Below are 26,230 nucleotides of genomic sequence, written 5' to 3'. Positions count from 1 at the left end.
TTACTGAAGAAGGAAGCCACACTCGCATGAAAAACTTCTCTCGCAAGATCGCCGCGGTTACCGTTATGGGTGCCGTCATCCTGGGCAGCTTCTCGGCCGTCCAGTCCGCATCCGCTGCTGCCGGCGATGCCAACGACCTGGGTAGCTTCAGCATCACTCCGACCACCGGAAAGGTTGACGGCTCGCACAACACCGAGTTCGGAACCATGCTCTACAGCCACAGCGCGACCACCGGTTGCCCGGTCGGCTACCGCGGGCAGAGCGGAACCTTCATCTTCCAGGACGGCGTCACCAAGGGGCCGATCGCGACCGCGCGTAAGACCAGCACGACTCTGTACGGATCGACCGGCCTCGATGGCAGCCCCATCTTCGCCGACCAGAGCTTCAGCATCCCGACCAACAACCCGTTCGTCAGCGTGCGTGCCTGGCCGACCGTCGGCGTGGTCAATCCCGGCGCCTTCGAACTGCGCTACTACTGCTTCTCGCTGTCGACCAATGTTGACTACGCGAACGACAAGTACTTCAGCATTCCGATGACCCTGTCCGCCGACTCCACCACGTGGTCGGTCTACACCCCCGTGGTCGCCGAGGCGTCGACCCTGTCGCTCGCGGCCGTCTCCAACGACGACTCGACGGTCACCCTGACGAGCACGGTCAAGGATGAGTCTTCCGCGGTCGCCATCGAAGCGGTCGGTGACATCGAGTTCCTCGATGGCACCGGAACCGTCATCGGTTCGGCAGCCGTGACCAACGGTGTTGCCACCCTGACGACCCCCGTGCTCTCAGACGGTGCCTACACGTTCACGAGCCGTTTCGTTTCTGGTTCGGAAACACTCAGTGGTTCGACGTCGGGCGCCTTCACCGTCAACATCGGTGAGACCTCCGGATCCACGACCATCTCGGTCGTCGTGCCCACCGGGAGCGGTGCCCTCAGCCTGCAGGGTGTGGCCAGCGCCATCACCCTGTCGACCGCCGCGGTCGACACGGTCTCAAACACGCTCAAGGCGTCGGGCAGCCTCGGCTCGACCGTTGTCACCGATACCCGCCAGCTCGGAACCGTTGCGTGGAGTCTCACGGGTTCCGTCGGCGACTTCGTCAATACGACGGATGCCACGAAGACCATCGACGGCAAGGCGCTTGGCTGGGTTCCGGCCGTTGTCGGATTCGACAACGCCGGTGTTGCTGGCGCCGCGGTCTCCGCGGTCACGGCCGGTCTCACATCGCCGAGCCCGCTCGCGATCGGATCCGTCGTTGACGGCAAGATCACCACGACGACGGGCGCGACCCTCAACTTTGAGGCTCCCGCGAACACCGCCGCTGGCAGCTACGCCACGACGCTCACCTTGACGCTCATCTAGTCAGCGGCCGCGTCAGCAGTTCCTGGGCCGAGATCGGGCGGCACCGCCCGGTCTCGGCTCCACACCCCTATCCCTGTAATCCTGATCGCGAATCCAGATCGTTGAAGAGGCCATGTTCATCCTGTCGTCACCGCTCGCTCTTCTTGCCACCGTCACACTGGCCGTTGCTCCGCTCCTGCCCAGTGTCGCCAATTTCAGTGCGACCGCGCGCAGCGTTACCGAGGACGTGAGCGCCGAGTGGAGCGTGCATCCCGCATCCGCTGAGGGACCCGACGACCGCGCGAACTTTGGATACCAGATCAATCCCGGCACCGAAATTCGTGACTACGTCTCGGTCTCCAACTCCGGCCTGGTCAGCGCCACCTTCGCCATTTACGCCACCGATGCCGTCAATGACTTCGAAACGGGTGGCTACAGCCTGCTGCCAGCCGACCAGCCGGCCACCGACGTTGGCGACTGGATCGCCCTCGACACATCCGAAATTTTCCTGGAGCCTGGCACCCAGGCCGTGGTTCCCTTTCGGGTGACCGTGCCGACCGACGCGACCCCGGGCGACCACTCGGCCGGCATCGTGGCCTCGGTGACCAAGGCAGGTGAGAATACCAGCGGCCAGGCCGTCAGCCTTGACCAGCGCGTCGGGGCCCGGCTCATTCTCAACGTGAGCGGCGCACCGATTGTGTCGGTTGAGACGGCCGGATTGGTCACCCGTTTCGATTCGCCCTGGAATCCCTTTGCCGGCGGAACGCTGCACCTCGACTATGCCGTGAAGAACACCGGCAACCTCCGGGTCGACGTGGAACAGACCGCCACCGTGACGGGCCCCTTCGGCCTGGGCCTCGGAACCCTGACGCCCACCGCGCTGACCACGGTGCTGCCGGGCCAGTCGGTGCACGTGACGGCCGAGCTCGCGAACCTGCCTCCGCTGTTCGCTGTCTGGGCCGACGTCGAGCTCAGCCCGGCACCGACAGGCGGGGAAACGCCCCAAAACGCCGGCCTGCAGCTGACCAGTTCGACCTCGTCCAGCATGGCCGGGGCCATCCCGTGGACTTTACTGCTCATTATCGCCCTGGTGACCACGGCAATTATTCTCGTTGTTCGCTATGTGCGGGTGACCCGGGAACGGTTCTTCGACGCCCTCGACGAAGCTGCAGACCAAGCCAAGGCCGAGGGGCGCCGGGAGGCGCAGAACGCCCTGGACGCGCGCACGACACCGGGCATACTCGCTCCGGCACCCGGCCAGGTGCCGGTCGCATGAAGCGACCACTGCGGATCCTCGTCGGCTCGGCCGCCGTGCTCGCGCTGGCCCTCGTGCTCGTGCCTGCGGCCGTATCAGCTACCGCCGGCACAGCGGTATCCTCGGCGACACCCTCCTCGCGGCCGATCTCGGTGACCGTCGAGATCACCGCTGCTCCCACACCCTCTGCCAGCGCTACGTCCACCTCCAGCCCCGCCGCGACCGCCGCCGCGCTGTCAGACGGTTCGCTGACGACCACAGGAACCGGACAGCAATCGCCGGCAACGAGCACGGATGTTGCCACGGAAACCGGCATCGACGCGGCAGTGGTCCGGCCCGTGAACGCGAGCCCGACCGAAGACGCCGTGGCTTTGACCCTCGACACGAATCGGGTGGCGCCGGGTGGCACCATCACGGTGTCCGCGGGCGGGTACACGGCCGGCGAGGAGATTCGCGTGGTGCTCTACTCCGAACCCGTCGTGCTGGGCAGCGCCACGGCCGACGCCGCCGGAGCCTTCACCGCGACCTTCACACTTCCGGCTGACCTGCGCACCGGCACGCACACCATCGAGGCGACCGGCCTGACCTCGGGCGTGGTCACCAACGCCACAGTGATCGTGGTCGGTACGGCCGGTGCGTCCGGCGGCTCGCTGGCTTCGACCGGACAGCTCTGGTGGATTGCTCTGGGCGTCGGCGCGCTCGGCATGATCGGTGTCTTTCTGATCGGCGGTTTTCGCGGCTGGTGGTTCACCGCCTGGGGAACCCGCCGCAGTCTCGACGGGCTGCAGGCATGACCGTCGGGGAAACGGATGCCGCGGTCACCCCTCAGAAGGGTGCGGCACGTACGGGTGATCGCGGGGGACACAGCGCCGTACGGGTGCCTCGATGGCTGAGCCGCCCGCCTGCTCGCAAACGAAAACCCCCCACCCCGGTCGCTCCGAACGAGCTGCGCTGGTGGAGCGGCGTGGTCTGGCTGCTGCTGTCGGCACTGTTGCTGGGCTTCGTCGGCCATGTTGTCGTGCTTGGCGCCCTGCAACAGTCGCGAAGCCAGAGCCAGCTCTATCAGGAGCTGCGCACCAATCTGGCCCAGGCGATCGTGCCCCTCGGACAGCTCGACGGCGACTCCAAGCCGACCGCGGCCGGAACCCCGATCGCCCTGCTCGAGGTTCCCAGCCTGGGAATCAGCGAGGTGGTAGTCGAGGGCACAACCGGTGACGACCTTCGGCTCGGCCCGGGGCACCGTCGAGACACGGTCTTGCCCGGACAACAAGGCACGAGCGTGATTTTCGGGCGCCAGGCCGCCTACGGCGGAACCTTTCGTGCCCTCGGTCGGCTGCAGCCGGGGGACGCCATCACGGTGACCACCGGGCAGGGGGTCAGCACCTTTGAGGTGTTCGGCGTCCGTCGTGCCGGTGATCTGCTGCCGACCCCGCTCGATGGCGGGCAGGGCCGCCTCGAGCTCGTGACCGGGGACGGCCCGGCTCTCGCGCCGACCGGTGCTCTGCACATCGACGCGACCCTGACCGGCGAGGTTCGGGAGACCCCGTCACGCGTCTTCACCAGCGCGGTGCTCGCTCCGGCCGAACTGGCCATGCAACCGGATTCCGACAGCGGGCTGCCGACCCTGTTCTGGCTGCAATGGCTGGTGCTCGCCTCCATCGCCGTGCGCTGGCTGCTGCGCACCTGGGGTGGCGCTCAGGCCTGGATTGTCGGCGTGCCCACGCTGCTGGCGCTCGGTGCGGCCACGGCCGACTCAGCCATCGGCATGCTCCCTAACCTGCTCTGACCAGACGTTCTATACCTGAGATACCCACTGAGAAAGACACTGATGACTACCATCCTGGACATCCCGACCTTCGGCTCCCCGGCCGCGCCGACCGGCAACGCACTCGCCACCCTGGACGCACAGTCGATATCGGCCTGGTTCGGCACCCACAAGGTACTCGACCGCGTATCCCTCACGATGGAAGCGGGGCAGGTCACCGCACTCATCGGGCCGTCGGGATGCGGCAAATCGACGTTCCTGCGCATCCTGAACCGCATGCACGAGCTGGTTCCGTCGGCCGCTCTGGCCGGCGAGGTTCACCTGGACGGGCACGACATCTACGATTCCTCCCGCCGCCTCACCGACGCGCGTAAGGAGATCGGCATGGTCTTTCAGAAGCCGAATCCGTTTCCGGCGATGTCGATCTACGACAATGTCGTCGCCGGCCTCAAACTGACGGGCACCCGGATCTCCCGGTCGGACAAGGATGAACTCGTCGAGGTCTCGCTCACCAAGGCCGGGCTCTGGAAAGAGGTGCGTGACCGCCTCAGGCACCCCGGTGGCGGGCTTTCGGGCGGCCAACAGCAGCGCCTCTGCATCGCCAGATCACTCAGTGTGCGGCCTCGGGTGCTGCTGATGGACGAGCCGTGTTCGGCACTCGACCCCACCTCGACCCGCGTGATCGAGGAGACCATGCTCGAACTCGCGCACGAGGTGACGATCGTCATCGTCACGCACAACATGCAGCAGGCCCAGCGGGTCTCCCAGAACTGTGCGTTCTTCCTCGCCGCGCAGGGCACCCCCGGCGGTATCGTCGAGCACGGCCCGACCGACCTGATGTTCAGTGACCCCATCGATAGCCGCACCGCCGACTACGTCAACGGCCGCTTCGGCTAAAGACCGTGCGAGCTTCAGTCGAAGTCGAGGCTGAGCTTGCGCAGCAGGTCGGCGAGGTGCTCCTGCTCGGGCAGCGTGAGCGTTCCCAGAAGCTCTGCCTCGGCGTCTACGAGGCGGGTGATGGCAGCGTCGACCCGGCTGAGGCCATCCGCTGTCATGCTCACACGGATGCCCCGGCCATCGTTGGGATCGGTGCGTCGCGTGACGAGGCCCCGCTCCACGAGCCCGTCGATGCGGTTCGTCATGGTGCCGCTCGAGACCAGGGTCTGCAGCAGCAGCGCCTTCGGGCTCAGCTCGTAGGGGGCGCCAGCGCGCCGCAGCGCCGACAGTACGTCGAATTCCCACGATTGCAGTTCGGAGCGGGTGAAAGCGGTGCGCCGCGCCCGGTCGAGGTGTTTCGATAGCCTGGCGACCCGCGACAGTACCTGTAGCGGAGAAAAGTCCAGATCAGGGCGTTCTCGGAGCCACGAATCTACGATTCGGTCGACTTCATCATGGCCAGGCATTCCCCCATTATCCCGGCTTACCGGGTCGCGGGCCGCCCGGGCCGCCCGCGTCTGGCAGACTTGAGGGGTTGTCGACCATACGGCCGACACGTTCCGCCATAGTGTAACGGCAGCACGGCAACCTTTGGAGTTGTTCGGTCCAGGTTCGAATCCTGGTGGCGGAGCCCTCACCCAACGATGACCACGCGTTCATGACCGGCGCACATATGCCCGGCTCACACCTGCAGAGGACTCCCCACGTGACAGACTCCCGACTCGCCATCATCGTGCTCGCCGCCGGACAGGGCACCCGAATGAAGTCCACCCTGCCCAAGCTGCTGCACCCGCTCGCCGGGGTGCCGATCGTTAGCCATGTCTTCGCGACCGCCCGCGCGCTGAACGCCGCGCACGTCGTGACCGTCGTGCGCCACGAACGTGACCGCCTCGCCGCGCTCGTCACCGAGGACCTGCCCGAGAGCCTCATCGTCGACCAGGACGAGATTCCCGGCACCGGCCGCGCGGTCGAACAGGCCGTCGCGGCCTTGCCCGCCGACTGGGACGGCGATGTGCTCGTCATCAACGGCGACGTGCCGCTGCTCGACGCCGCAACCCTCACCGCGTTCCTCACCGTGCACCGCGGCAGTGCCGCGTCCGGAACCGTGCTCTCGGCATTCCCCGATGACCCCACCGGCTACGGCCGCATCATCCGCTCGGCGGCCGGCGCCTTCGACCACATCGTCGAGCAGAAAGATGCGACGGATGCCGAACTCGCCGTCGACGAGATCAACGCCGGCGTCTACCTCTTCACACTGACCGCGCTGCGCGACCAGCTCGCGCAGCTGACGCTCGACAACTCCCAGGGCGAGAAGTACCTCACCGACGTCGTCGGCCTGCTGCGCCGCGCCGGCTCCGAGGTCACCGCCGTTCCGGTCGACGACCCGTGGCTGGTCGCCGGAATCAACGACCGCGCCCAGCTCAGCGAGGCAGCACAGAAGCTCAACGCCCTCATCGTGCGCGGCTGGCAGCTGGCCGGCGTGACCGTGCAAGACCCGGCCACCACCTGGATCGACCTCAAGGCCGCCCTCGCGCCCGACGTGACGCTGCTGCCCGGCACCCAGATCGAGGGCGCGACCACCATCGGGACCGGCGCCGTCGTCGGGCCCGACACCACGCTGCGGGACTGCGAGATCGGTGCGGGCGCGATCGTGAAGCGCACCGACGCGACGCTCGCGGTGATCGGCGCCGGGGCATCCGTCGGCCCGTTCTCGTACCTGCGGCCCGGAACCGTGCTCGGTGACGACGGCAAGATCGGCGCCTTCGTCGAGACCAAGAACGCGCAGATCGGCGCCGGCAGCAAGGTGCCGCACCTCAGCTACGTCGGCGACGCCACGGTCGGGGAGCACTCGAACATCGGCGCCGGCACGATCTTCGCCAACTACGACGGGGTAGCCAAGCACCACTCGACCGTCGGCAGCCACGTGCGTACCGGGTCGCACAACGTCTTCGTGGCGCCGATTACAATTGGTGACGGAGCCTACACCGGAGCCGGAACCGTCGTGCGCAAGAACGTGGCGGCCGGAGAACTCGCAATCAGCGTGGCTCCGCAGCGCAACATGGGCGGGTGGGTCGAGGCTCACCGCCCCGGAACGGATGCCGCCACAGCCGCATCCGAGAGTGACAACAGCACGGTGAGTGGAGAATAGGTGTCGGAGATCAAAACCAGCGGAGACAAACGACTAGTACTGGTCTCGGGGCGAGCGCACCCGCAGCTCGCGCTCGACATCGCCACGGAACTCGGCTCTGAGCTCCTGCACACCGACGCCCGCACCTTCGCCAACGGCGAACTGTATGCCCGCTTCGACGAGAGCGTGCGCGGCTCGGATGCCTTCGTCATCCAGTCCCACACCGCCCCGATCAACGAGTGGCTGATGGAACAGCTCATCATGGTCGACGCCCTCAAGCGCGCCTCCGCCAAGCGCATCACCGTCGTGGCGCCGTTCTACCCCTACGCCCGCCAGGACAAGAAGGGCCGCGGCCGCGAGCCGATCTCCGCCCGCCTGGTCGCCGACCTCTTCAAGGTCGCCGGCGCCGACCGCATCATGTCGATCGACCTGCACGCCGCGCAGATCCAGGGCTTCTTCGACGGTCCCGTCGACCACCTCTTCGCGATGCCGGTACTGCTCGAGCACTTCCGCGAGAAGCTCGACCCCGCCACCCTCACCATCGTCTCGCCCGACATGGGCCGCGTACGTGTCGCCGACATCTGGAGCGACCGTCTCGGCGTGCCGCTGGCTATCATCCACAAGCGCCGCGACCCGCTCGTGCCGAACCGCGTCAGCGTGCACGAGATCGTCGGCCAGGTCGAGGGCCGCGTCTGCCTGCTGGTGGACGACATGATCGACACCGGACGCACGATCGCCCTCGCGGCCGAGGCCCTGCGCGAGGCCGGCGCCATCGGTGTCGTCGTCGCCGCGACCCACGCCGTGTTCAGCGACCCGGCCGTGGACATGCTGCAGAACCCGGCGATCAGCGCCGTCGTCGTCACCGACACCCTGCCGATCCCGCCGGAGAAGCGCTTCCCGACCCTGACCGTGCTGCCGATCGCACCGCTGCTCGCGCGCGCGATCCACGAGGTCTTCGACGAGGGATCCGTCACCTCGATGTTCGACGGCGCCGCATAGCCAGAAGCTTTCCCGTCAGCCCGGGTGTTCCGATTTAGGTCGGGGTACCCGGGTTGACCTGTCTCGGAGCGCTCGGAATGATTCCGAGCGCGGTCACGAAGGTCTCCCGCTCGTTCTGGTCGATCGCGTAGCACTGCCAGCCGAACCCGCCCGCACCGGCCAGTTCGAACCGGGCATCGTAGTCGACCGACTGGGGGTAGAACTGCGCGACGGCGGCGAGGCATCCGTTTGTCGCGGTGGTCGTGGCGACCTGCACGGTCGTCAGCACGCCGGGAACGACGAGCGCCACGAGCCCGAGCACAACGATGACCCGCATCGCGCGGGTCAGATGTTTGCTGCGCAGCGGGCGCTCGTGGCCGGTGGGTTCGTAGCCGGACAGTTCGGGGTGCTCATTCGACATAGTCATATTCTCGCCCCAGTATTCCAGACGCGGGTGGGAAACGCCCCGGGGCATCCGTTTACCTTCGCCACCTACGCTGATCCGATGAGCACCCCTGCACCCACCCTGAAGCGCCACCTGGGAACCGGGCGGGCCACCATCGTCGGACTCTCCGCCATGATCGGCGCCGGTGTGTTCTACGTCTGGGCGCCTGCGGCCGCCGTCGCCGGAAGCGGGCTGCTGATCGGCCTCGTCATCGCTGCCGTGATCGCCTCGCTCAACGCGCTCAGTTCGACACAGCTGGCCATGGCGCACCCGGTGTCGGGCGGCGCTTACGCGTTCGGGCGCCGCTACCTCGGGCCGTGGTGGGGCTTCACCGCGGGCTGGATGTTCATGGCCGGTAAGACCGCCTCCGCCGGGGCGATCGCGCTGATCGCGGGCAGCTACCTCTGGCCCGACTATGCGCGCGCCGTTGCCGTCGCCGCGGTCGTCGTGTTCGCCGCGGTCAACATGGCCGGAATCCGCAGCACCGCGTGGGTCAGCTTCGTCATCGTTTTTGTCGTGCTCGGCGGACTGGCCGTGCTGCTCGCGGTCGTCGGCTTCTCGGGTTCTGCCGCACGTGGGCCCCTCGATCCGGGCACGATGACGGATGCCGGCGCTCCCGCCATTCTGCAGGCCGCCGGCCTGCTGTTCTTCTGTTTCGCCGGGTATGCCCGCATGGCCACCCTCGGCGAAGAGGTGCGTGACCCGCAGAAGACCCTGCCGCGGGCGATCCTCACGGCGCTCGGGGTGACGCTGGCGCTGTACTTCGCGATCGGCCTGCTGTGCGTGACCGTGCTCGGGCCGGAGCGGCTCGCGGCATCCGTCTCCCCGCTCGCCGACCTGCTTGACGCCGCCGCGACGGGCGGGGGAGCGGGCGGAGGAGTTGGGGGCGATGCGGCGGCGGGTGGCTCCTGGGCCGTGGTGGCGCGCGTCGTCGCGGCGGTCGCCTGCCTCGGGTCGCTCATGGGCATCCTCGCCGGGCTCAGCCGCACCGGGCTGGCCATGGCGCGGGAGCGCGACCTGCCCGGGCCGCTCGGCCGCATCTCGGCCCGCACCCACGCGCCCGTTGTTGCGGAGGCGAGTGTTGCGGTGGTCGCCATCGCGGGCATCCTGCTGCTCGGGCCGACGCAGATGGTCGGCTTCTCGGCCTGCACCGTGCTCGTCTACTACGCCATCGCGCACCTGTCGGCGATGCGGCAGCCGGTCGCCGAGCGGTGGTTGCCTCGTGCGTTGCCTGTCGTGGGGCTCATCGGGTGTCTCGTGCTGGCCGTGAACCTGCCCTGGCCGGGGGTCGTGGCGGCCGCCGCGTGGCTGGCCATCGGACTCGCCGCGCGCGGCATCCGTCTCAGGCTGTCGGCCCGCCCCTAACGCGTGCCGCCGCCGAGCACGCAGGCATTCTGAGGGAGCCGTGCTCACGGCAAGGGGCGTTTTCTGGCTTCTCGTGAGCGAGACGCCACAAACGGCCCCTTGAGGGGGTCCGCCGCCCCACGACAAGCCAAAAAATGCCCCTTGAATCGACTTCAAGGGGCATTTTTTGGCTTCTCGCAAGGGATATGTATCTGCCAAGGGGCGTTTTCTGGCTTCTCGTGAGCGAGACGCCACAAACGGCCCCTTGAACGGATGCGCTGACTCTCGGGGGGTTCCCGGGGGAGCCGTTACGGGGTATTTGTGACACTTCGTGCACGAGGTGTCACAGATTGCCCCTTGAGGGGCTGGCAGGGGCCGAAAGCGAGAGGTGACGGGCATCCACCCGACCTGCACGGGTGCTGTAACTGGTCGCGCGTAGCGACACGCACGGCCATACGAACGTGAGAAGGCCTCGGTACCCGCTCCATGCATGGTCTTCAGCGCCCTTCGCCGCTGCCCCGACTCGCAACGAGGCACCAGCACCTGCCCACGAGACCACAAAAGGCCCCGTCCCGAGTCGTGAAGACTCGGCACGGGGCCACAAGGCGATCGCGGTCAGCGGATGCCAGCGGCCTGCCTTCAGGGACAGAGCCCGGTATCCGCTGCCCGCCCGAGCGGTGTTCTAGTGCGTCGACGCCTCGGTGGCGATCTCGCTGCGGTCGCCCGACCACAGCGTGTGGAAGGTGCCGGGCATGTCGACGCGGTGGTACGTGTGCGCGCCGAAGTAGTCGCGCTGGCCCTGCACGAGGGCGGCGGGCAGGCGCTCGCTCGCGAGCGAGTCGAAGTAGCTCAGGCTCGAGCCGAAGCCGGGAACCGGCACGCCCGAGAGTGCGGCGGTCGAGACGACGCGGCGCCAGGCCGCCTCACTCGTGGCGACGGCGTCGGCGAAGTACGAGTCCACGAGCAGGCTCGGGATCGACGGGTCGTTGTTGTAGGCGTCGACGATGCGGTTCAGGAACTGTGCGCGAATGATGCAGCCGCCGCGCCAGATGGTGGCGATGGCGCCCTTGTCGATGTTCCAGCCGTACTTGACGGCGCCGGCGATGATGGCGTCGAAGCCCTGGGCGTAGGCGACGATCTTCGACGCGTAGAGCGCCTGACGTACGTCTTCCTGGAAGGTGTCGCCGACGATGGCGATCTCGGGGCGGGCCTTGAGCGTCGCGCGCACCGGGCCGCGCTGCTCGGGGTGAGCCGAGACGGCGCGAGCGAAGACGGCTTCGGCGATGCCGCCGACGGGAACGCCGAGGTCGAGCGAGTTCTGCACGGTCCAGACTCCGGTGCCCTTCGAACCGGCTTCGTCGAGCACGATGTCGATGAACGGCTTGTCGGTCTTCGGGTCGACCTGGCGCAGAATTTCGGCGGTGATCTCGATGAGGTAGCTGTTGAGCTCGCCGGTGTTCCACTCGGCGAAGATGTCGGCAATCGCGGCGGGGGAGTGGCCTCCGACGCGGCGCAGCAGGTCGTAGGCCTCGGCGATGAGCTGCATGTCGGCGTACTCGATGCCGTTGTGGATCATCTTCACGAAGTGGCCGGCGCCGTCGGTGCCGATGTGTGTGACGCACGGTACGCCGTCGACGATCGCGGCGATCGACTCGAGAATGGGTCCGAGGGTCTTGTACGCCTCCACCGATCCGCCGGGCATGATGCTCGGGCCGTTCAGTGCGCCCTCTTCGCCGCCGGAGATTCCGGCGCCGACGAAGTTGAGGCCCTTGGCGCTGTTCTCCTTCTCGCGACGGATGGTGTCCTGGAAGTCGGCGTTGCCGCCATCGACGATGATGTCCCCCGGCTCAAACAGCGCTGACAGCTGGCTGATCACGGCGTCGGTGCCCTTGCCGGCCTGCACCATGATGATGGCGGTGCGCGGGGTGGTCAGGCTGGCGACGAAGTCTTCGATGGTCTCCGAGGCGATGAAGCCGGCCTCGGGGTGCTCTGTGGTCAGCAGTTCGGTGCGGGAGAAGGAGCGGTTGAACACGGCGACCGTGTTGCCTTCCCGGCTGGCGAGGTTACGGGCGAGGTTCGAGCCCATCACCGCCAGTCCCACTACGCCAATGTTTGCCTGTGCTGCGCGGGTTTCTGACACGTCTACTCCTTCGGGTCGGGTTGTCCAGACCACTGTCAAGCGTAGCTCGCCCGGCTGGATGCTCCCGCAGACGGGGGACAGCGCTTGCCGTCAACGGATGGCGGGCTTCAGCTTGACAGATAAGACATAAGGCGTAGCGTTGCTTAATGAAATCAGATTTATTGCGAGCAATCGCTCCATGATCCGATGTAATGAAGCAACGGCCGACTATCGCGGAGCGTCAATGACTGATGAAACCCCTGTTCCCACGAGCACTCTTGCCCCGATCGTCGTGATGGGCGTGCAGGGCTGTGGCAAGTCGACCGTCGGTCAGGCGCTTGCCGATTCCCTCGGCCTGCGCTTTGTCGACGGCGACGACCTGCACAGCCGCGCGGCCCGCGCGAAAATGGCATCGGGGCATCCGCTCACCGACGATGACCGCCTGCCCTGGCTGGCCCGGGTCGCCGAAACCGTCGCCGCCGCGCTCGCCCCCATCGATAACGGCGCCGCGGGTGAGCCGATCGTCATCGCCTGCTCCGCCCTCAAGCGCAGCTACCGCGACCTCATGCGGGCCATCGTGCCGAGCCTGGTATTCATGGAGCTCTACGGCAGCCAGGCACTGATCGCCGAGCGACTGACGCACCGCAACCACGAGTACATGCCGCCGACCCTGCTGGACTCCCAGTTCGAGGCCCTCGAGCCCCTCGCTGCCGACGAGGCCGGTGCCCGCATCGACCTCGCCAACTCGCCCGACGCCATCGTCGGCCTCATCCTGGCCCAGTTGAACACGACTGATCTGAACCGCACGACCGCCAGCATGGCTGCTGGCGCTGCATCCGCAACCGAACCGAAGAAAGAGATAGCTCACTGATGACCGATCTTGACCTGAACTGGGTGCTGTCGACGCCCGCCCTGCTGGGCGTCGCCGCCGCATCCATTGCCGTACTCCTCACCCTGATCATGAAGTTCAAGGTTCACGCGTTCCTCGCGCTGATCATCGTCAGCCTGCTGACTGCCGTCGCCACCGGCATCCCGACAACCCAGCTGATGCCGACGCTGCTGAGCGGCTTCGGCGGTACGCTCGCCAGCGTCGCCCTGCTCGTGGGCCTCGGCGCCATGCTCGGCCGAATGCTCGAAACCAGCGGCGGCGCCCAGGTGCTGACGGATGCCCTCATCCACCGCTTCGGGGAACGCAAGGCCCCGCTCGCCTTGGCCGTCGCCTCGCTGATGCTCGGATTCCCGATCTTCTTCGACGCCGGCCTCGTCGTCATGCTGCCGATCATCTTCGCGGTCGCCCGCCGCCTCGGCGGATCGTTCCTGAGCTACGGCTTCCCGGCCGCCGTGGCCTTCTCGGTCATGCACATCTTCGTGCCGCCGCACCCGGGGCCCGTCGCGGCCACCGGGCTGCTCGGCGCCGACGTCGGCCTCGTGCTCATCTTCGGCCTCGTCGTCGCCCTGCCCACCTGGTACGTCGTCGGTCACCTGTTCGGTTCCTACGTCGGCCGCAAGTACAACATCCCGGTTCCCTCTATTCTGCGCGGCAGCACCGGCGACTTCACCGACTTCGCCTCGGCCCCCAAGGTCGGCACCATCATCGCCCTGCTGCTGCTCCCGATCCTGCTCATCTTCATGAACACCGGGCTCAACATGGCCGCCACGGCCGGCCTGGTGTCGCTCGAGGACACCTGGGTGCAGGTACTGCGCGCCTTCGGTGAGACCCCGATCGCCCTGCTGATCACTGTTCTGCTCGCGATGTTCCTGCTGGGCAAGCGCAAGAACAAGTCGTCCACCCTGATTGAATCCGTCGTCGACAGCGCGCTCGGCCCGGTCTCGGCCGTCATCCTGATCACCGGCGCCGGCGGCATGTTCGGTGGCGTGTTGCGCGCCAGCGGCATCGGCGGGGCCCTCGCCGAGTCGCTCGACGCGGTCGGCCTGCCCGTCATCGTCGCCGGTTTCGTGATCGCCGCGATCATCCGCATCGCCCAGGGCTCGGCCACGGTCGCCCTCACGACGACGGCCGCGTTGCTGCAGCCGGTGGTCATGGGCAACTCCACCTTCAACCCGGTCGAACTCGCCGCCATCGTGCTGGCCCTCGCGGCCGGTTCGGTCTTCGCCGGCCACGTCAACGACTCCGGCTTCTGGCTGATCAGCCGCTTCTTCGAGATGGACACCAAGACCACCCTGAAGACCTGGACCGTCGGCCAGGCCCTCGTCGGAGTGGTCGGCTTCGTGATCGCCCTGGCGATCTACCTCATCGCCAGTCTGTTCTGATGACCGCGAGTCCTTTCACTGCGTCGACCCCGTTCAGCATCGACGGCCGGGTGGCCCTGGTCACCGGGTCGAGCCGCGGCATCGGTCGGGCGATCGCCGAGGGACTCGCGGCCGCCGGCGCCGTCGTCGTGCTCAACGGCGTCAACCCCGAGCGCCTCGCGGCGACCCACACCGAGTTCGCGGAGCGTTTCGGCGCCGAGCGGGTCTTCTCCCGGGCCTTCGACGTGACGGATGCCGACGCCGTCACCGCGGGAATCGCCTGGGTCGAAGAGGCGGTCGGGCCGCTGCGCATCCTCGTGAACAACGCAGGCGTGCAACACCGGGTGCCGCTGCTCGACCTCGCCGTCGCCGACTGGGAGCGGGTCATGACGACCAATCTCACGAGCGCGTTCTTGGCGGGCCGGGAAGCGGCCCGCCACATGATTCCACGCGGGTTCGGCAAAATCATCAACGTCGCCTCGGTGCAGACCGACCTCGCCCGGCCGACGATCGCGCCCTACACGGTGTCGAAGGGTGGCCTGCGTAACCTCACCCGGGCGATGACCGCCGAGTGGGCCGAGCACGGGCTGCAGATCAACGCCATTGCGCCCGGCTACATCCACACCGAGATGACCCAGAAGCTCGTCGATGACGAAGCCTTCAACGGCTGGATTCTCGGCCGTACCCCGGCGCACCGCTGGGGCACCGTGGCCGACCTGGTCGGCCCGGCGCTCTGGCTGGCCGGTGACGGCTCCAACTTCGTTAACGGGCAGGTCGTCTTCATCGACGGCGGCATGACCGTCGTCGTCTGACCCCTCAACTGCTGGAGAACCCGTGACTGCCGCCGAAATGTCCGTTCCCACCCACACCCTGGCAGTCGTCGCGCACGCCACCGGCGATCTGCGCGTCGACCGGGTTCCCGTCGCGGTGCCGACACCGTCTGAGGCCCTGATCGCGGTCGCCTACGGCGGCATCTGCGGCTCCGATCTGCACTACTGGCAGCACGGCGCCGCCGGCGAATCGGTACTGCGGGCCCCGATGCGCCTCGGTCACGAGGTCGTCGGCACCGTCGTCACGGCCGCCGCCGACGGCACAGGGCCGGCCGTGGGCATCCGTGTCGCCGTTCACCCGGCCACCCCGGATGACGGCGACGGCAGCCCGTATCCCGCAGAGCGACCGAACCTGTCGCCGGGCTGCACTTACCTCGGCAGCGCGGCACGATTTCCGCACACCGAGGGCGTCTTCGGCAGCCACGTTGCCCTGCCCGCGCGCATGCTGCGGCCGCTGCCGAGCGGCCTGTCGCTGCGCGCGGCGGCACTCGTCGAACCGGCGAGCGTCGCGTGGCACGCCGTGTCCCGGGGCGCAACCGTGGCCGGCCGTCGGGTGCTCGTCATTGGCGCCGGACCGATCGGCTCCCTCATCGTGGCCGTATTGAAGCGCGCCGGCGCAGCCGAGATCATCGCCGTCGACATGCACGAGCGTCCTCTCGAGGCCGCCCGAAAGCTGGGCGCCACCCAGACGCTGCGTGCGACGGATGCCGCGGCCATCGCATCCGTCGACGCCGACGTGGTCTTCGAATCGTCCGGCAGCAGCCGCGGCCTCGCCTCCGCCGTGCGCGGCGCCCGACGCGGCGGTCGCGTCGTGATGGTGGGCCTGCTGCCCACGGGGGAGCAGCCCGCGCTGATCAGCCTCGCCATCACCCGCGAACTCGAACTGGTCGGCTCTTTTCGCTTCAACGACGAGATCGACGAGGTGCTCGGCGCCCTCGCTGACGGCACGCTGTTCGTGGAACCCGTGGTCACCCACGAATTTGCGGCGGCCGACGCGCTCGAAGCCTTCGCGGTCGCGAGCGACGCCGCCGTGAGCGGCAAGGTGCTGCTGCGCTTCTAGAACTGCTGCGCTTCTCGATTCGACCATTCCGTGAACCGGACCCCGCTGCTATGGTGTGCCGCATATGCATTACCCCGCACCGACGGTCAAAGGAGATTGTGGAATGCCAGTAAACGAGTACTACACGCCCGAGGTGCAGGGACCGTACGAGCTGATTTCCATCGGCGATCTGGAACTGGAGGAGGGCGGCGTACTGAAGAACGTCCAGCTGGCCGTCGCGACCCAGGGAACGCTGTCGCCCGAACGAGACAATGCCATCCTCGTCACAACCTGGTATTCGGGAACCCACGCCATCTGGCGCGACGTTTATATCGGCGAAGATCATGCTCTCGACCCGTCGAAGTATTTCATCGTGACCGTCAACCAGATCGGCAACGGTCTGTCGACCTCACCGCATCAGGCGTCCAGCCCCGACGAAGCAGCGGCTTTTCCGCACATTCGGATCGGTGACGACGTCGTGGCGCAGGAACGGTTGCTGCGGGAACACTTCGGCATCACCACGCTGGCCCTCGTCACGGGTGGATCGATGGGCGCCCAGCAGGCCTACGAGTGGGCCGTGCGCTTTCCCGACAAGGTGCTGCGGGCAGCCGCGATCGCCGGCACCGCTCAGAACACCCCTCACGACTTTCTCTACACGCGCACGCTGATGGACGAGATCCGCTCGGACCCGCGGTTCGCCGACGGCCGCTACGCATCCCACACCGAGGTCGAACAGGGGCTGCGACGGCACGCCCGTAACTGGGGCGTGACCGGGTTCTCCACCGAATTCTGGAAGACACAGCATCACAGGGGGCTGGGGTTCGAGACGATGGACGAGTTTCTCGACGGGTTCCTGGAGCCCTATTTCACCGCCATGGACCCGAACGATCTGCTGACGATGGCGTGGAAGTGGCAGCGAGGCGACGTCGCCCGCCACACGAACGGGGATCTGGCCACCGCACTCGGCCGCATCACCGCTCGGATGTTTGTGATGCCCATCAGTGAGGACATGTTCTTCCCGGTGCGGGACTGTGCTGCCGAACAACGGATGATCGCCGACAGCGAGCTGCGTGTCATCGACTCGGTCAGCGGTCACCTGGGCTTGTTCGGGCTGGAACCGAGCTACATCGAACAGGTCGACAGGAATCTGCGGGAGCTGCTCGCCATACCGGTGTCGGCGGATGCCCGGCGGTGGACGGACACTACCGACGGCTATCTGGGCTGAAGTTCGTGGCCGACGTGTGCGTGACCGGTGGCGTCGGCCGCTCAGGCCTGCTGAGGCCCGCTTAGGCAAAGAAGACGCGGGGAGTGTCCGTCCAGGCGGACTCCACCTCCGCGATCGTGCGACGCATGATCAGCTCCATCGACTGCCGGGCCAGGTCGGGGTGCCCGCCCTGAATCGCGTCGGCCACGTCGACGTGCCACTGCAGCGCCGTCTCGTGCGGGTGCGTCGGCATCAGCCCGAGGTCGGTGCGCCCCGACAACACGGCCGCGATCACCTCGTCGAGCTTGGCGAACATCTCATTGCCCGAGCCGTGCAGCACGAGTCGGTGAAATTCGATATCGAGCTCGAGAAAGTGCTCGAGGTCGCCGGCGCGACCCACCGTGCGCATCTGCGCGGCGACCCGCATGAGCTCATCCGACATCGCCGCCGGGCAGTGTTTCGCCGCCAGCTCCGCAGCCATCGGCTCGACGGATGCCCGCAGCTCGGTCAGCGAGCGCAGCTGGCTGCCCTTGCCGGTTCCGGCGATGCGCCAGCGGATGAGCGTGGGATCGAACGCGTTCCAGGCCGACTGCGGCCGCACCCGGATTCCGACCCGTTTGATCGATTCGACGAGCCCCATCGACGCGAGCACGCGTACCGCCTCACGCACGACCGACCGGCTGACGCCCTGCTCGCGTTCGATATCCTCGGCGAGCATGACGGTGCCGGCCGGGGTGGCGCCGCTGACGATCGGTTTGCCCACCGCGTCGACGAGACGACTGTGCAGGCTGGAAGACATAGTGCGACACTACCCGGCCGGAACGACGCCAACGGGCGCGGCCGACCTGTGTAAGCTAGTGAATTGAACTTCGGCGAGGGATTCCGCTGCGACCTGCGAGAGCAAGCCCACGGCATCCGTTATCGACGCGGCGGATGAGTCTACGGCCTTTCCTCACGCTGACATGCGTTCGAGTTGAACCAGTATTCACTGGGCCAATCACACAACTGGGCCTGTAGGTCCGCAAGGAGAAACACCATGGCTAAAGAGACCAACAAGGTCACCGCAGAACTGCGCACCAAGTTCGGCAAGGGTGCGGCCCGCAAGCTGCGCGTGCTCGGCTACATCCCCGCCGTGATCTACGGCCACGGCACCGTTCCGGTGCACGTTTCACTGCCCGAGCACAAGATCGGCCTGCTGCTGCGTAAGGCGAACGCCATCCTCGAGCTCGACATCGACGGCACCAAGCAGCTCACCCTCGTGAAGGATGTTCAGAAGGACCCGTTCCTGATGATCATCGAGCACATCGACCTCATCGTCGTCGTCAAGGGCGAAAAGGTGCAGGTTGACGTCAACGTGCACATGGACGGCGAGTCCTTCCCCGGCACGATCGCCGACTTCGACACCAAGAGCCTGCTGCTCGAGGTCGAAGCGACCGAAATCCCCGAGCGCCTCACCGTCAGCATCGAGGGCCTCGAAGAAGGCGCCCAGATCCACGCCAAGGACATCGTCCTTCCCGCCGGTGCCGAGCTCATCTCCGACCCCGACGCCCTCGTCGTCTACGTGCACACGCCGCGTGGCGAAGACGAAGAAGAGGTCGCGGCCGAGGCCGAGGCCCCCGCCGCAGCCGCCGAGTAGTCAGCTGCACCATGCTTGACCGGTTTCGCCAGATCACTCGTTCACTGCTTCATCCCAGCTCCAGAAGGAACACCGTGAACGAGAATCTCTGGCTTGTAGTCGGGCTCGGTAACCCCGGGCCCGGCTACGCCGGAAATCGCCACAATGTCGGTCAGATGGTTTTGGCGCAGCTCGCCGACCGTCTGAACGCAAACTTCAAGAACCACAAGACGAACTCCGCCGTCGCGGAGGGTCGCAGTAATCCGGGCGGCCCCAAGCTGATTCTGGCCAAGCCGAACAGCTTCATGAACCTCTCCGGCGGTCCCGTCGCCGGCCTGCTGCGCTTCTATTCGATCGACCCGTCGCACCTCATCGTCGTGCACGACGAGCTCGACCTGCCCTTCGACACTCTCAAACTCAAGGTCGGCGGCGGGCACGGCGGCCACAACGGCCTGCGCGACATCATCTCCGCCACCGGCACGAACGACTTCATCCGAGTGCGCGTCGGCATTGGCCGCCCGCCAGGTCGCCAGCCCGCGGCGGACTTCGTGCTGCACGACTTCGCCTCCACCGAGCGAGCCAACCTGCCCATTCTGCTGGCGGATGCCGCCGACGCCGTCGAACTCATCGCCAGTGACGGCATCATCGCGGCCCAGCTCAAGGTACACACCGCCTGACCCCGCCCCCGTACCATTCGACGGAGTTGGGCGTGTTGCTGTCGGGTTGTGGCTGCAAGACGTGTTTTCGGGGTCGTTCTTCCGTCGAATGGTACGCGGCGGCCGGGTGACGGATGCCGCGGGTCGGCCCGGGCGCATCCGTCGCGTCCACGTGGCGCCCGCGGGGCCGTACCATTCGACGGAGTTGGGCGTGTTGATGTCGGTTGGTGGCTGCAAGACGTGTTTTCGGCGTCGATCTTCCGTCGAATGGTACGCGCCGCGCCCCGCGTAGACTTGTCGGGTGATCCTTCAGGGCTTAATCGCAGCGCTTTCGCGCGCGTCCACGTTCGACAACGCCCTCTCTTATGCTGGTCGCGATGCCGACTTCTCGCTGACCGAGGGCCTGCAGGCCCCGCTCCTGGCCGGGCTGCTCGGCCAGCGCACGGCCCAGGCGCTGCTCGTCATCACGGCGACGGGCCGTGAATCCGAAGCGCTGCGCGACAACCTCGCCGGATTCGCCTGCGACGCCGAAATCATCGACTTTCCGGCCTGGGAGACCCTGCCGCACGAACGCCTGAGTCCCGGTGCCGAGATCGTCGGCAAGCGCCTGCACGCGCTGCGCCGCCTGCGGGAGTGGGAGGAATCAGCCCCGGAGATCCGCCGCCCGCTCATCGTCGTCGCCTCGGTGCGCGCCGCCCTGCAGCCGGTCGCCGACAACCTCACGGACTACGAGCCGATCGATCTGACCGTGGGCGCGCGCGGCCACGACCTCGCCGCCATCACCCTGCAGCTCGTGAACGTCGCTTACGCCCGGGTCGACATGGTCACCCGGCGCGGCGAATTCGCCGTGCGCGGCGGCATCCTCGACGTCTTCCCGCCGGTGGCAGCGCATCCGTTTAGGGTGGAATTCTTCGGCGACGAGGTCGAGCAGATTCGCGCGTTCTCGGTCGCCGACCAGCGCTCGTTCCCGGAGCCGGTCACCAGTGTGCTGCTGCCGCCGAGCCGTGAACTGCTGTTGAGCCCCGCCGTGCGCCAGCGCGCCCGCGAGATGCAGCACGAGTTTCCGAGCCTCGCCGGCATGCTCGCCAAGATCGCCGAGGGTATCCCCGTCGAGGGCATGGAGAGCCTGGCGCCCGCGCTCGTCGACCGGCTCGTGCCGATCACCCACTACCTGCCCCTCGAAACCGCCGTTGCGGTCATCTCGCCCGAGCGCGTTGCGAGCCGCGCCATCAGCCTCGCCGAGACCAACCGCGAGTTTCTCTCCGCCGCCTGGAGCGCCGCGACCGCCGGTGCCGACTCGCCGATCGACCTCGAATCCGGCGATTTCCTCACCCTCAACCGGCTGAAAGACACCGTCAAGTTCAGCCGTCCGGGCGAACCGGCCTCGAAGCGGGTCTGGTGGACCCTGAGCACGTTCCAAGCCGCGCCGACGGATGTCGCCGGCATCGAAAGCCTGGACATGGACGAATTGCTCACGGTGCGGATCGACGCGTCGGCCGTGCCGAGCTTCCAGGGCAGCGTCGAGGGCGCCGTCGGGCACCTGTCGGAGCGCCTCAAGGCCGGCTGGACGGTGGCGATCGTCGCCCAGGGGGCAGGCCTCGTGGAGCGCGCCGCCGATGTGCTCGCCGAGAACGAGCTGCCCGCCCGGATTGTCACCGAGTTCCCCGCCGCGCCGGAGGCCGGTATCGCGTACCTGCTGAAGGCATCCATCGATCACGGTTTCGAAATTCCCGAGACCAAACTGAGCCTGATCAGCGAATCGGAATTCTACGGGCGCACGGTCGGTTACGACGGCCGGCAGATCAAGAAGCTCGCGAGCCGCCGCAAGAACGTCGTGGACCCGCTGCAGTTGGTCGCCGGCGACCACGTCGTGCATCAGACCCACGGCATTGGCCGGTTCCTCGAACTGACCCAGCGCGAGGTGTCGAGCGGTGGCCGCAACCCGGTCAAGACCACACGGGAGTACCTCGTGCTCGAATACGCGCCGGCCAAGCGTGGCCACGCCGGTGACAAACTCTACGTGCCCACCGATCAGCTCGACCTCGTCAGCCGCTACGTCGGCGGCGAGGCCCCGACCTTGAGCAAAATGGGCGGCAGCGACTGGTCGACCGCCAAGAGCAAGGCCCGGCACGCCGTGCGCGACATCGCCGTCGAACTCGTCAAGCTCTACTCGGCGCGGATGGCCAGCAAGGGCCACGCCTTCGGCCCCGACACCCCCTGGCAGCGCGAGCTCGAAGAGGCCTTCCCGTTCGTGGAGACCCCCGACCAGCTGACCACGATCGACGAGGTCAAGGCCGACATGGAACGGCCGATTCCGATGGACCGGCTGCTGAGCGGTGACGTGGGCTTCGGCAAGACCGAGGTCGCCGTGCGCGCCGCGTTCAAGGCCGTGCAGGAGGGCAAACAGGTCGCCATGCTCGTGCCGACGACCCTGCTCGTGAGTCAGCACATGGAGACGTTCAAGGAACGCTTCGCCGGGTTCCCGGTGCACCTGCGCGCCCTCAGCCGGTTCCAGACCGAGAAAGAGTCCCGCGAAACCGTGGCGGGCATGCTCGATGGCACGGTGGATGTCGTCATCGGCACCCACCGGCTGCTGTCGCCGTCGATCATCTTCAAGGACCTCGGCCTCGTCATCATCGACGAGGAACAGCGCTTCGGAGTGGAGCACAAGGACGCCCTCAAAAAGCTCAAGACCAACGTCGACATTCTCGCGATGAGCGCGACGCCCATCCCGAGATCCCTCGAGATGGCGGTCACCGGCATCCGCGAGATGTCGACCCTCGCGACCCCGCCCGAAGACCGTCACCCCATTCTCACCTTCGTCGGCCCGTACTCCGAACGTCAGGTCGCCGCCGCGATCCGCCGCGAGCTGCTGCGTGAGGGCCAGATCTTCTTCGTGCACAATCGGGTCACGAGCATCAACCGGGTCGCCGCGAAACTGGCCGAACTCGTGCCGGAGGCGCGCATCGCCGTCGCTCACGGGCAGCTGCCCGAGGCGCAGCTGGAGCAGGTCGTCGGCGATTTCTGGGAGCGTAAATTCGACATTCTGGTCTCGACGACCATCATCGAGACCGGCCTCGACATCGCCAACGCCAACACGATCATCATCGACCGGGCCGACAAATTCGGCCTCAGTCAGCTGCACCAGCTGCGCGGCCGGGTCGGCCGCGGCCGCGAGCGCGCCTACGCGTATTTTCTCTACGACGAGAACAAGCCCCTCACCGAGACCGCGCACGACCGCCTCGCCACGATCGCGGCCAACAACGAGCTCGGCGCCGGCATGCAGGTCGCGCTGAAAGACCTCGAGATCCGTGGCGCCGGAAACCTCCTGGGTGGCGAACAGGCCGGGCACATCGCCGGCGTCGGCTTCGACCTGTACCTGCGCATGATCGGCGAGGCCGTGAGCACCTTCCGCGGCGACGTGGCCGAGGGGCAGACCGAGCTGCGGCTCGAACTGCCGGTGGATGCGCACATTCCGCACGACTTCGTCGACAGCGAACGGCTGCGGCTTGAGGGCTATCAGAAACTCTCCAGCGCGAGCGCGCCCGCGGCGGCCGCAGACCAGATCGACCTCGTGCTCGAGGAACTCACCGACCGTTACGGCGAACCGCCGACCCCGGTGCAGAACCTGATCGCCGTGAGCCGTCTGCGCTGGCAGGCGCAGCAGGCCGGCCTCAGCGAGGTCGTCGCGATGGGTTCCAACCTGCGCATCGCCCCGGCCGACCTCGCCGATTCGCTGCAGGTTCGATTGCAGCGGATGTACCCGGGCGCGCGCTACGTGAGCGCGACCGGAGCCATCACTGTTCCGATGCCCCGGCCCGGGGGAGTGGCGCCCGACGACGCCGCCCTGATCAGCTGGACGGGGTCGCTGCTGACCGCGCTTTTTCCGAAGCCCGTCGATAGTGTCGTGCCCGCGAGCTGACGACGAAAGCGCTGAGCACCATTGACAGCGCCGAGCCGATCAGCACCGCGAGCACGGCCTCGTCGACGATCACGGGATTGCGGGCGAAGGCGAGATCGGCCATCAGCAGCGAGACCGTGAACCCGATGCCGCCGAGGCACGCGACAACGACGATGTCGATGAAGGCCAGGCCGGGTTTGGAACCGGGAGCCGCGTTCTTCATACCGCGGCGGGCGACCGTCGTGCCGATCCAGCCGAACAGGGTGATGCCGAGCAGCTTGCCGACCGGCAGCGCGATCACGATGCCCCAGAACGCCGGGCTGATCTCGCTGACGGCGATCTGCGGAATCGTGACCATCGCAGCGAAACCGGCAAACAGCGGCAGCACGATGGCGTTGGAGGCCGGTTCCAGCAGGTAGTGCGCGCGTCCGGCCGGGCGGCGGGCCATGACGAGACCGAGGATGACGCCGGCGATCGTGGCGTGCACGCCGGAGAGGTAGGTGAAGTACCAGGTCAGCACGCCGAGCACGACGAGCGCGCTGATGATCGGCCACTGCGGCTTGCGGCTGAGTACCCAGGCCGCGCGCGGCTTGAGGAGCCGGCTGGTGAGCCCGAATAGGGTCGCCGCGATCGCGGCGAAGCCGAGAAAGTCGAGGCTCGCGTTGTCGGTGAAGAAGAACGCGATGATGAGGATCGCGACGAGGTCGTCGAGCACGGCGAGGGCCAGCAGGAACACCCGCACCCGGGTCGGGATGCCGCGGCCGAACACCGCGAGCACCCCGATGGCGAAGGCGATATCGGTCGCGGTGGGAACGGGCCATCCGCTGCTGAAGCCGGTGCCCGCGGTGATGAGCAGGTAGATTCCGGCCGGCACGAGCACCCCGCCCATGGCGGCGATCGCCGGCAGGCTCGCCTTGGTGACGCTGTTGAGGTCGCCGATCACGAGTTCACGCTTGAGCTCGACGGCGACGTTGAAGAAGAAGATCGCGAGCAGGCCGTCACTGATCCAGTGCCGCACCGACAGGTCGAGGCCGGGAATAATCGTTGGGATCGACTCGCTGGTGGCGGCTATGAAACCCGGGCCGAAGTTCAGATTGGCCACGACGAGACCGATTGCGGCCGCGACGAGCAGCAGGATGGCCGAGTAACGCTCGGAACGGAGGAAAGTCATGGGGAAGCCAGTCTGCCCAGCGGTCGTGCCGCCGGATTAGTGCCGAGTGAAAAGCCGAGGGTGAGGCGCTGAGGGCCCGGATGGTCGGCGCACCGGACAGCAGTTTAGCAGCGGGTGGTAACCCAGCTATCGGGTGATCGCCCGGCGCAACCGCCCGCACCCGGCACCCGGCCGCCTAGCATTGAAGGACCGTCTCGCCCAAGGAGCTTCATGACCACATCGCACAGCAGCAACCCGAGCCCCCTCGACACCCTGATCGAGACCGTCGCCGTGCTGCGCGGCCCGGGCGGATGCGCGTGGGACGCCGACCAGACACACGCTTCGCTCGTGCAATACCTCGTAGAGGAAAGCCATGAGCTGATCGAAGCGATCGAGGGCGGCACCCGCGAGGAGCTGCTCGAAGAGCTCGGCGACGTGCTCTACCAGGTGCTCTTTCACGCCGACCTCGCTGCCGCGACGCCGGAAGAGAACTTCGACATTCAGGACGTGGCCGCGCACCTGAACGCGAAAATGATTGGGCGGCATCCGCACGTGTTCGGTGATCTCACCCTCGATACCGCCGCCGACGTCACGGCGGCCTGGGACGGCTTCAAGGCTGAGGAGAAGCCCGAGCGCACGAGCGTGCTCGACGGTATCCCGCTCGGTATGCCGGCCCTCTCGCTGGCCGACAAGGTGCTTGGGCGGGCGCAGAAGATCGGTCTGCTCGAGGTGGACTCGTCATTTCCGCTGAAGATTGAAACCGAGGACGAGCTCGGCCCGCTGCTGCTCGCGATCGTGTCGGCCGCGAAGGCCCGCGGCCTCGATGCCGAGCGCGCCCTGCGCGTGGCCCTGCGCGACCTGCAGGCCGAGATTCGCGAGCACGAGCGCGCCCCCGAAGTGGATGCCTCCGATGCCGGCATCATCGGCCTGCCCCGCTTCTAACCCGCGGCACAAGCCGGCTCAACCGGCGGGTTCCAAGTTCGCTGGTTGAGCGCGAGCTTGCGAGCGTCGAAACCTCGCGAGCCGATCCTCAGACCTGAGTGGCGGGGTTTCGCAGTTCGTCTCGCGAGGTTTCGACCGGCGCGCTGGCGCGCGCCGGCTCAACCGGCGGGTTCCAACTTCGCTGGTTGAGCCGCGACGGAGGAGCGGTCGAAACCTGGTGGGCTTCGCTGGTTGAGCCGCGACGAAGGAGCGGTCGAAACCTGGCGGGCTTCGCTGGTTGAGCCGCGACGAAGGAGCGGTCGAAGCCTGGTGGGCTTCGCTGGTTGAGCCGCGACG

At 67.3% G+C, this 26,230-nt stretch carries 22 protein-coding genes and 1 tRNA gene; 18 read left to right on the top strand and 5 right to left on the bottom strand.

Annotated elements, in window-relative coordinates; translation table 11 throughout:
• Window positions 1-26 precede the first annotated feature (26 nt).
• The 5 genes from E3T55_RS05475 to E3T55_RS05455 all read left to right on the top strand — a co-directional run bounded on the left by E3T55_RS05475 (window position 27) and on the right by E3T55_RS05455 (window position 5,254).
• Window positions 27-1,358, top strand: coding sequence for an Ig-like domain repeat protein (locus tag E3T55_RS05475; RefSeq protein ID WP_134518571.1), 1,332 nt, complete (start codon window positions 27-29; stop codon window positions 1,356-1,358).
• A gap of 112 nt (window positions 1,359-1,470) precedes the next feature.
• A complete protein-coding gene (locus E3T55_RS05470) occupies window positions 1,471-2,613 on the top strand; it encodes a COG1470 family protein (protein WP_134518570.1) in 1,143 nt (380 codons plus the stop codon).
• Complete coding sequence (locus tag E3T55_RS05465; RefSeq protein WP_134518569.1) at window positions 2,610-3,386, top strand: hypothetical protein; 777 nt, start codon at window positions 2,610-2,612, stop codon at window positions 3,384-3,386. Before E3T55_RS05470 ends, E3T55_RS05465 begins: the two co-directional genes overlap by 4 nt.
• On the top strand, window positions 3,383-4,378 hold the full coding sequence (locus E3T55_RS05460; RefSeq protein ID WP_134518568.1) for a sortase: 996 nt from the start codon (window positions 3,383-3,385) through the stop codon (window positions 4,376-4,378). The genes E3T55_RS05465 and E3T55_RS05460 overlap by 4 nt, the downstream gene beginning before the upstream one ends.
• A gap of 42 nt (window positions 4,379-4,420) precedes the next feature.
• A complete protein-coding gene (locus E3T55_RS05455) occupies window positions 4,421-5,254 on the top strand; it encodes a phosphate ABC transporter ATP-binding protein (RefSeq protein ID WP_134518567.1) in 834 nt (277 codons plus the stop codon).
• Between the two features lie 14 nt (window positions 5,255-5,268).
• On the opposite strand, the gene E3T55_RS05450 is transcribed toward E3T55_RS05455, so the two are convergent.
• Window positions 5,269-5,760 (bottom strand): MarR family winged helix-turn-helix transcriptional regulator, encoded by a 492-nt coding sequence (locus tag E3T55_RS05450; RefSeq protein ID WP_134518566.1) that lies wholly within the window; start codon window positions 5,758-5,760, stop codon window positions 5,269-5,271.
• Window positions 5,761-5,852: 92 nt separating this feature from the next.
• On the opposite strand from E3T55_RS05450, the gene E3T55_RS05445 reads away from it, so the two are divergent.
• From E3T55_RS05445 to E3T55_RS05435, 3 genes are all read left to right on the top strand, one after another.
• Window positions 5,853-5,924, top strand: a tRNA-Gln gene (locus tag E3T55_RS05445).
• Between the two features lie 75 nt (window positions 5,925-5,999).
• The gene (glmU, locus tag E3T55_RS05440) at window positions 6,000-7,442 is read left to right on the top strand and encodes a bifunctional UDP-N-acetylglucosamine diphosphorylase/glucosamine-1-phosphate N-acetyltransferase GlmU (protein WP_134518565.1); all 1,443 of its coding nucleotides are present in this window, start codon (window positions 6,000-6,002) and stop codon (window positions 7,440-7,442) included.
• Window positions 7,443-8,420 (top strand): ribose-phosphate diphosphokinase, encoded by a 978-nt coding sequence (locus tag E3T55_RS05435; RefSeq protein ID WP_104178544.1) that lies wholly within the window; start codon window positions 7,443-7,445, stop codon window positions 8,418-8,420.
• Between the two features lie 34 nt (window positions 8,421-8,454).
• Here E3T55_RS05435 and E3T55_RS05430 read toward each other — a convergent pair whose 3' ends face one another.
• Entirely contained in the window at window positions 8,455-8,820 is a 366-nt protein-coding gene (locus E3T55_RS05430; protein ID WP_134518564.1) for a hypothetical protein, read from the bottom strand.
• An 84-nt stretch (window positions 8,821-8,904) separates the two neighbouring features.
• On the opposite strand from E3T55_RS05430, the gene E3T55_RS05425 reads away from it, so the two are divergent.
• Complete coding sequence (locus E3T55_RS05425) at window positions 8,905-10,209, top strand: APC family permease (RefSeq protein WP_134518563.1); 1,305 nt, start codon at window positions 8,905-8,907, stop codon at window positions 10,207-10,209.
• A 661-nt stretch (window positions 10,210-10,870) separates the two neighbouring features.
• Here E3T55_RS05425 and gndA read toward each other — a convergent pair.
• Window positions 10,871-12,361 (bottom strand): NADP-dependent phosphogluconate dehydrogenase, encoded by a 1,491-nt coding sequence (gndA, locus tag E3T55_RS05420; protein ID WP_420897972.1) that lies wholly within the window; start codon window positions 12,359-12,361, stop codon window positions 10,871-10,873.
• A gap of 190 nt (window positions 12,362-12,551) precedes the next feature.
• Between gndA and E3T55_RS05415 the strand changes: the two genes are divergently transcribed.
• From E3T55_RS05415 to E3T55_RS05395, 5 genes are all read left to right on the top strand, one after another.
• Entirely contained in the window at window positions 12,552-13,178 is a 627-nt protein-coding gene (locus tag E3T55_RS05415) for a gluconokinase (RefSeq protein WP_241992882.1), read from the top strand.
• A complete protein-coding gene (locus E3T55_RS05410; RefSeq protein WP_174775433.1) occupies window positions 13,178-14,578 on the top strand; it encodes a GntP family permease in 1,401 nt (466 codons plus the stop codon). Before E3T55_RS05415 ends, E3T55_RS05410 begins: the two co-directional genes overlap by 1 nt.
• Complete coding sequence (locus E3T55_RS05405) at window positions 14,578-15,369, top strand: SDR family oxidoreductase (RefSeq protein WP_134518560.1); 792 nt, start codon at window positions 14,578-14,580, stop codon at window positions 15,367-15,369. The genes E3T55_RS05410 and E3T55_RS05405 overlap by 1 nt, the downstream gene beginning before the upstream one ends.
• 37 nt (window positions 15,370-15,406) lie before the next feature.
• Entirely contained in the window at window positions 15,407-16,447 is a 1,041-nt protein-coding gene (locus E3T55_RS05400; protein WP_134518590.1) for an L-idonate 5-dehydrogenase, read from the top strand.
• A gap of 103 nt (window positions 16,448-16,550) precedes the next feature.
• The gene (locus tag E3T55_RS05395) at window positions 16,551-17,651 is read left to right on the top strand and encodes an alpha/beta fold hydrolase (RefSeq protein ID WP_134518559.1); all 1,101 of its coding nucleotides are present in this window, start codon (window positions 16,551-16,553) and stop codon (window positions 17,649-17,651) included.
• Window positions 17,652-17,712: 61 nt separating this feature from the next.
• Here the strand turns inward: E3T55_RS05395 and E3T55_RS05390 are convergent, their stop codons facing one another.
• Complete coding sequence (locus tag E3T55_RS05390) at window positions 17,713-18,429, bottom strand: FadR/GntR family transcriptional regulator (protein WP_134518558.1); 717 nt, start codon at window positions 18,427-18,429, stop codon at window positions 17,713-17,715.
• Window positions 18,430-18,666: 237 nt separating this feature from the next.
• Between E3T55_RS05390 and E3T55_RS05385 the strand changes: the two genes are divergently transcribed.
• From E3T55_RS05385 to mfd, 3 genes are all read left to right on the top strand, one after another.
• The gene (locus E3T55_RS05385) at window positions 18,667-19,266 is read left to right on the top strand and encodes a 50S ribosomal protein L25/general stress protein Ctc (RefSeq protein WP_134518557.1); all 600 of its coding nucleotides are present in this window, start codon (window positions 18,667-18,669) and stop codon (window positions 19,264-19,266) included.
• A 74-nt stretch (window positions 19,267-19,340) separates the two neighbouring features.
• The gene (gene pth, locus E3T55_RS05380) at window positions 19,341-19,922 is read left to right on the top strand and encodes an aminoacyl-tRNA hydrolase (RefSeq protein ID WP_241992881.1); all 582 of its coding nucleotides are present in this window, start codon (window positions 19,341-19,343) and stop codon (window positions 19,920-19,922) included.
• Between the two features lie 280 nt (window positions 19,923-20,202).
• A complete protein-coding gene (gene mfd, locus E3T55_RS05375) occupies window positions 20,203-23,823 on the top strand; it encodes a transcription-repair coupling factor (RefSeq protein WP_134518555.1) in 3,621 nt (1,206 codons plus the stop codon).
• Here mfd and E3T55_RS05370 read toward each other — a convergent pair.
• A complete protein-coding gene (locus E3T55_RS05370; protein ID WP_134518554.1) occupies window positions 23,753-24,973 on the bottom strand; it encodes a Na+/H+ antiporter NhaA in 1,221 nt (406 codons plus the stop codon). The genes mfd and E3T55_RS05370 overlap by 71 nt on opposite strands.
• 210 nt (window positions 24,974-25,183) lie before the next feature.
• Between E3T55_RS05370 and E3T55_RS05365 the strand changes: the two genes are divergently transcribed.
• Window positions 25,184-25,894 (top strand): nucleoside triphosphate pyrophosphohydrolase, encoded by a 711-nt coding sequence (locus E3T55_RS05365; RefSeq protein WP_134518553.1) that lies wholly within the window; start codon window positions 25,184-25,186, stop codon window positions 25,892-25,894.
• Window positions 25,895-26,230: the final 336 nt, after the last annotated feature.

This window comes from Cryobacterium frigoriphilum, assembly GCF_004403305.1.
In the GTDB taxonomy this organism is placed as follows: Bacteria; Actinomycetota; Actinomycetes; order Actinomycetales; family Microbacteriaceae; genus Cryobacterium; species Cryobacterium frigoriphilum.
This window is presented reverse-complemented; position numbering and strand designations above follow the sequence as displayed.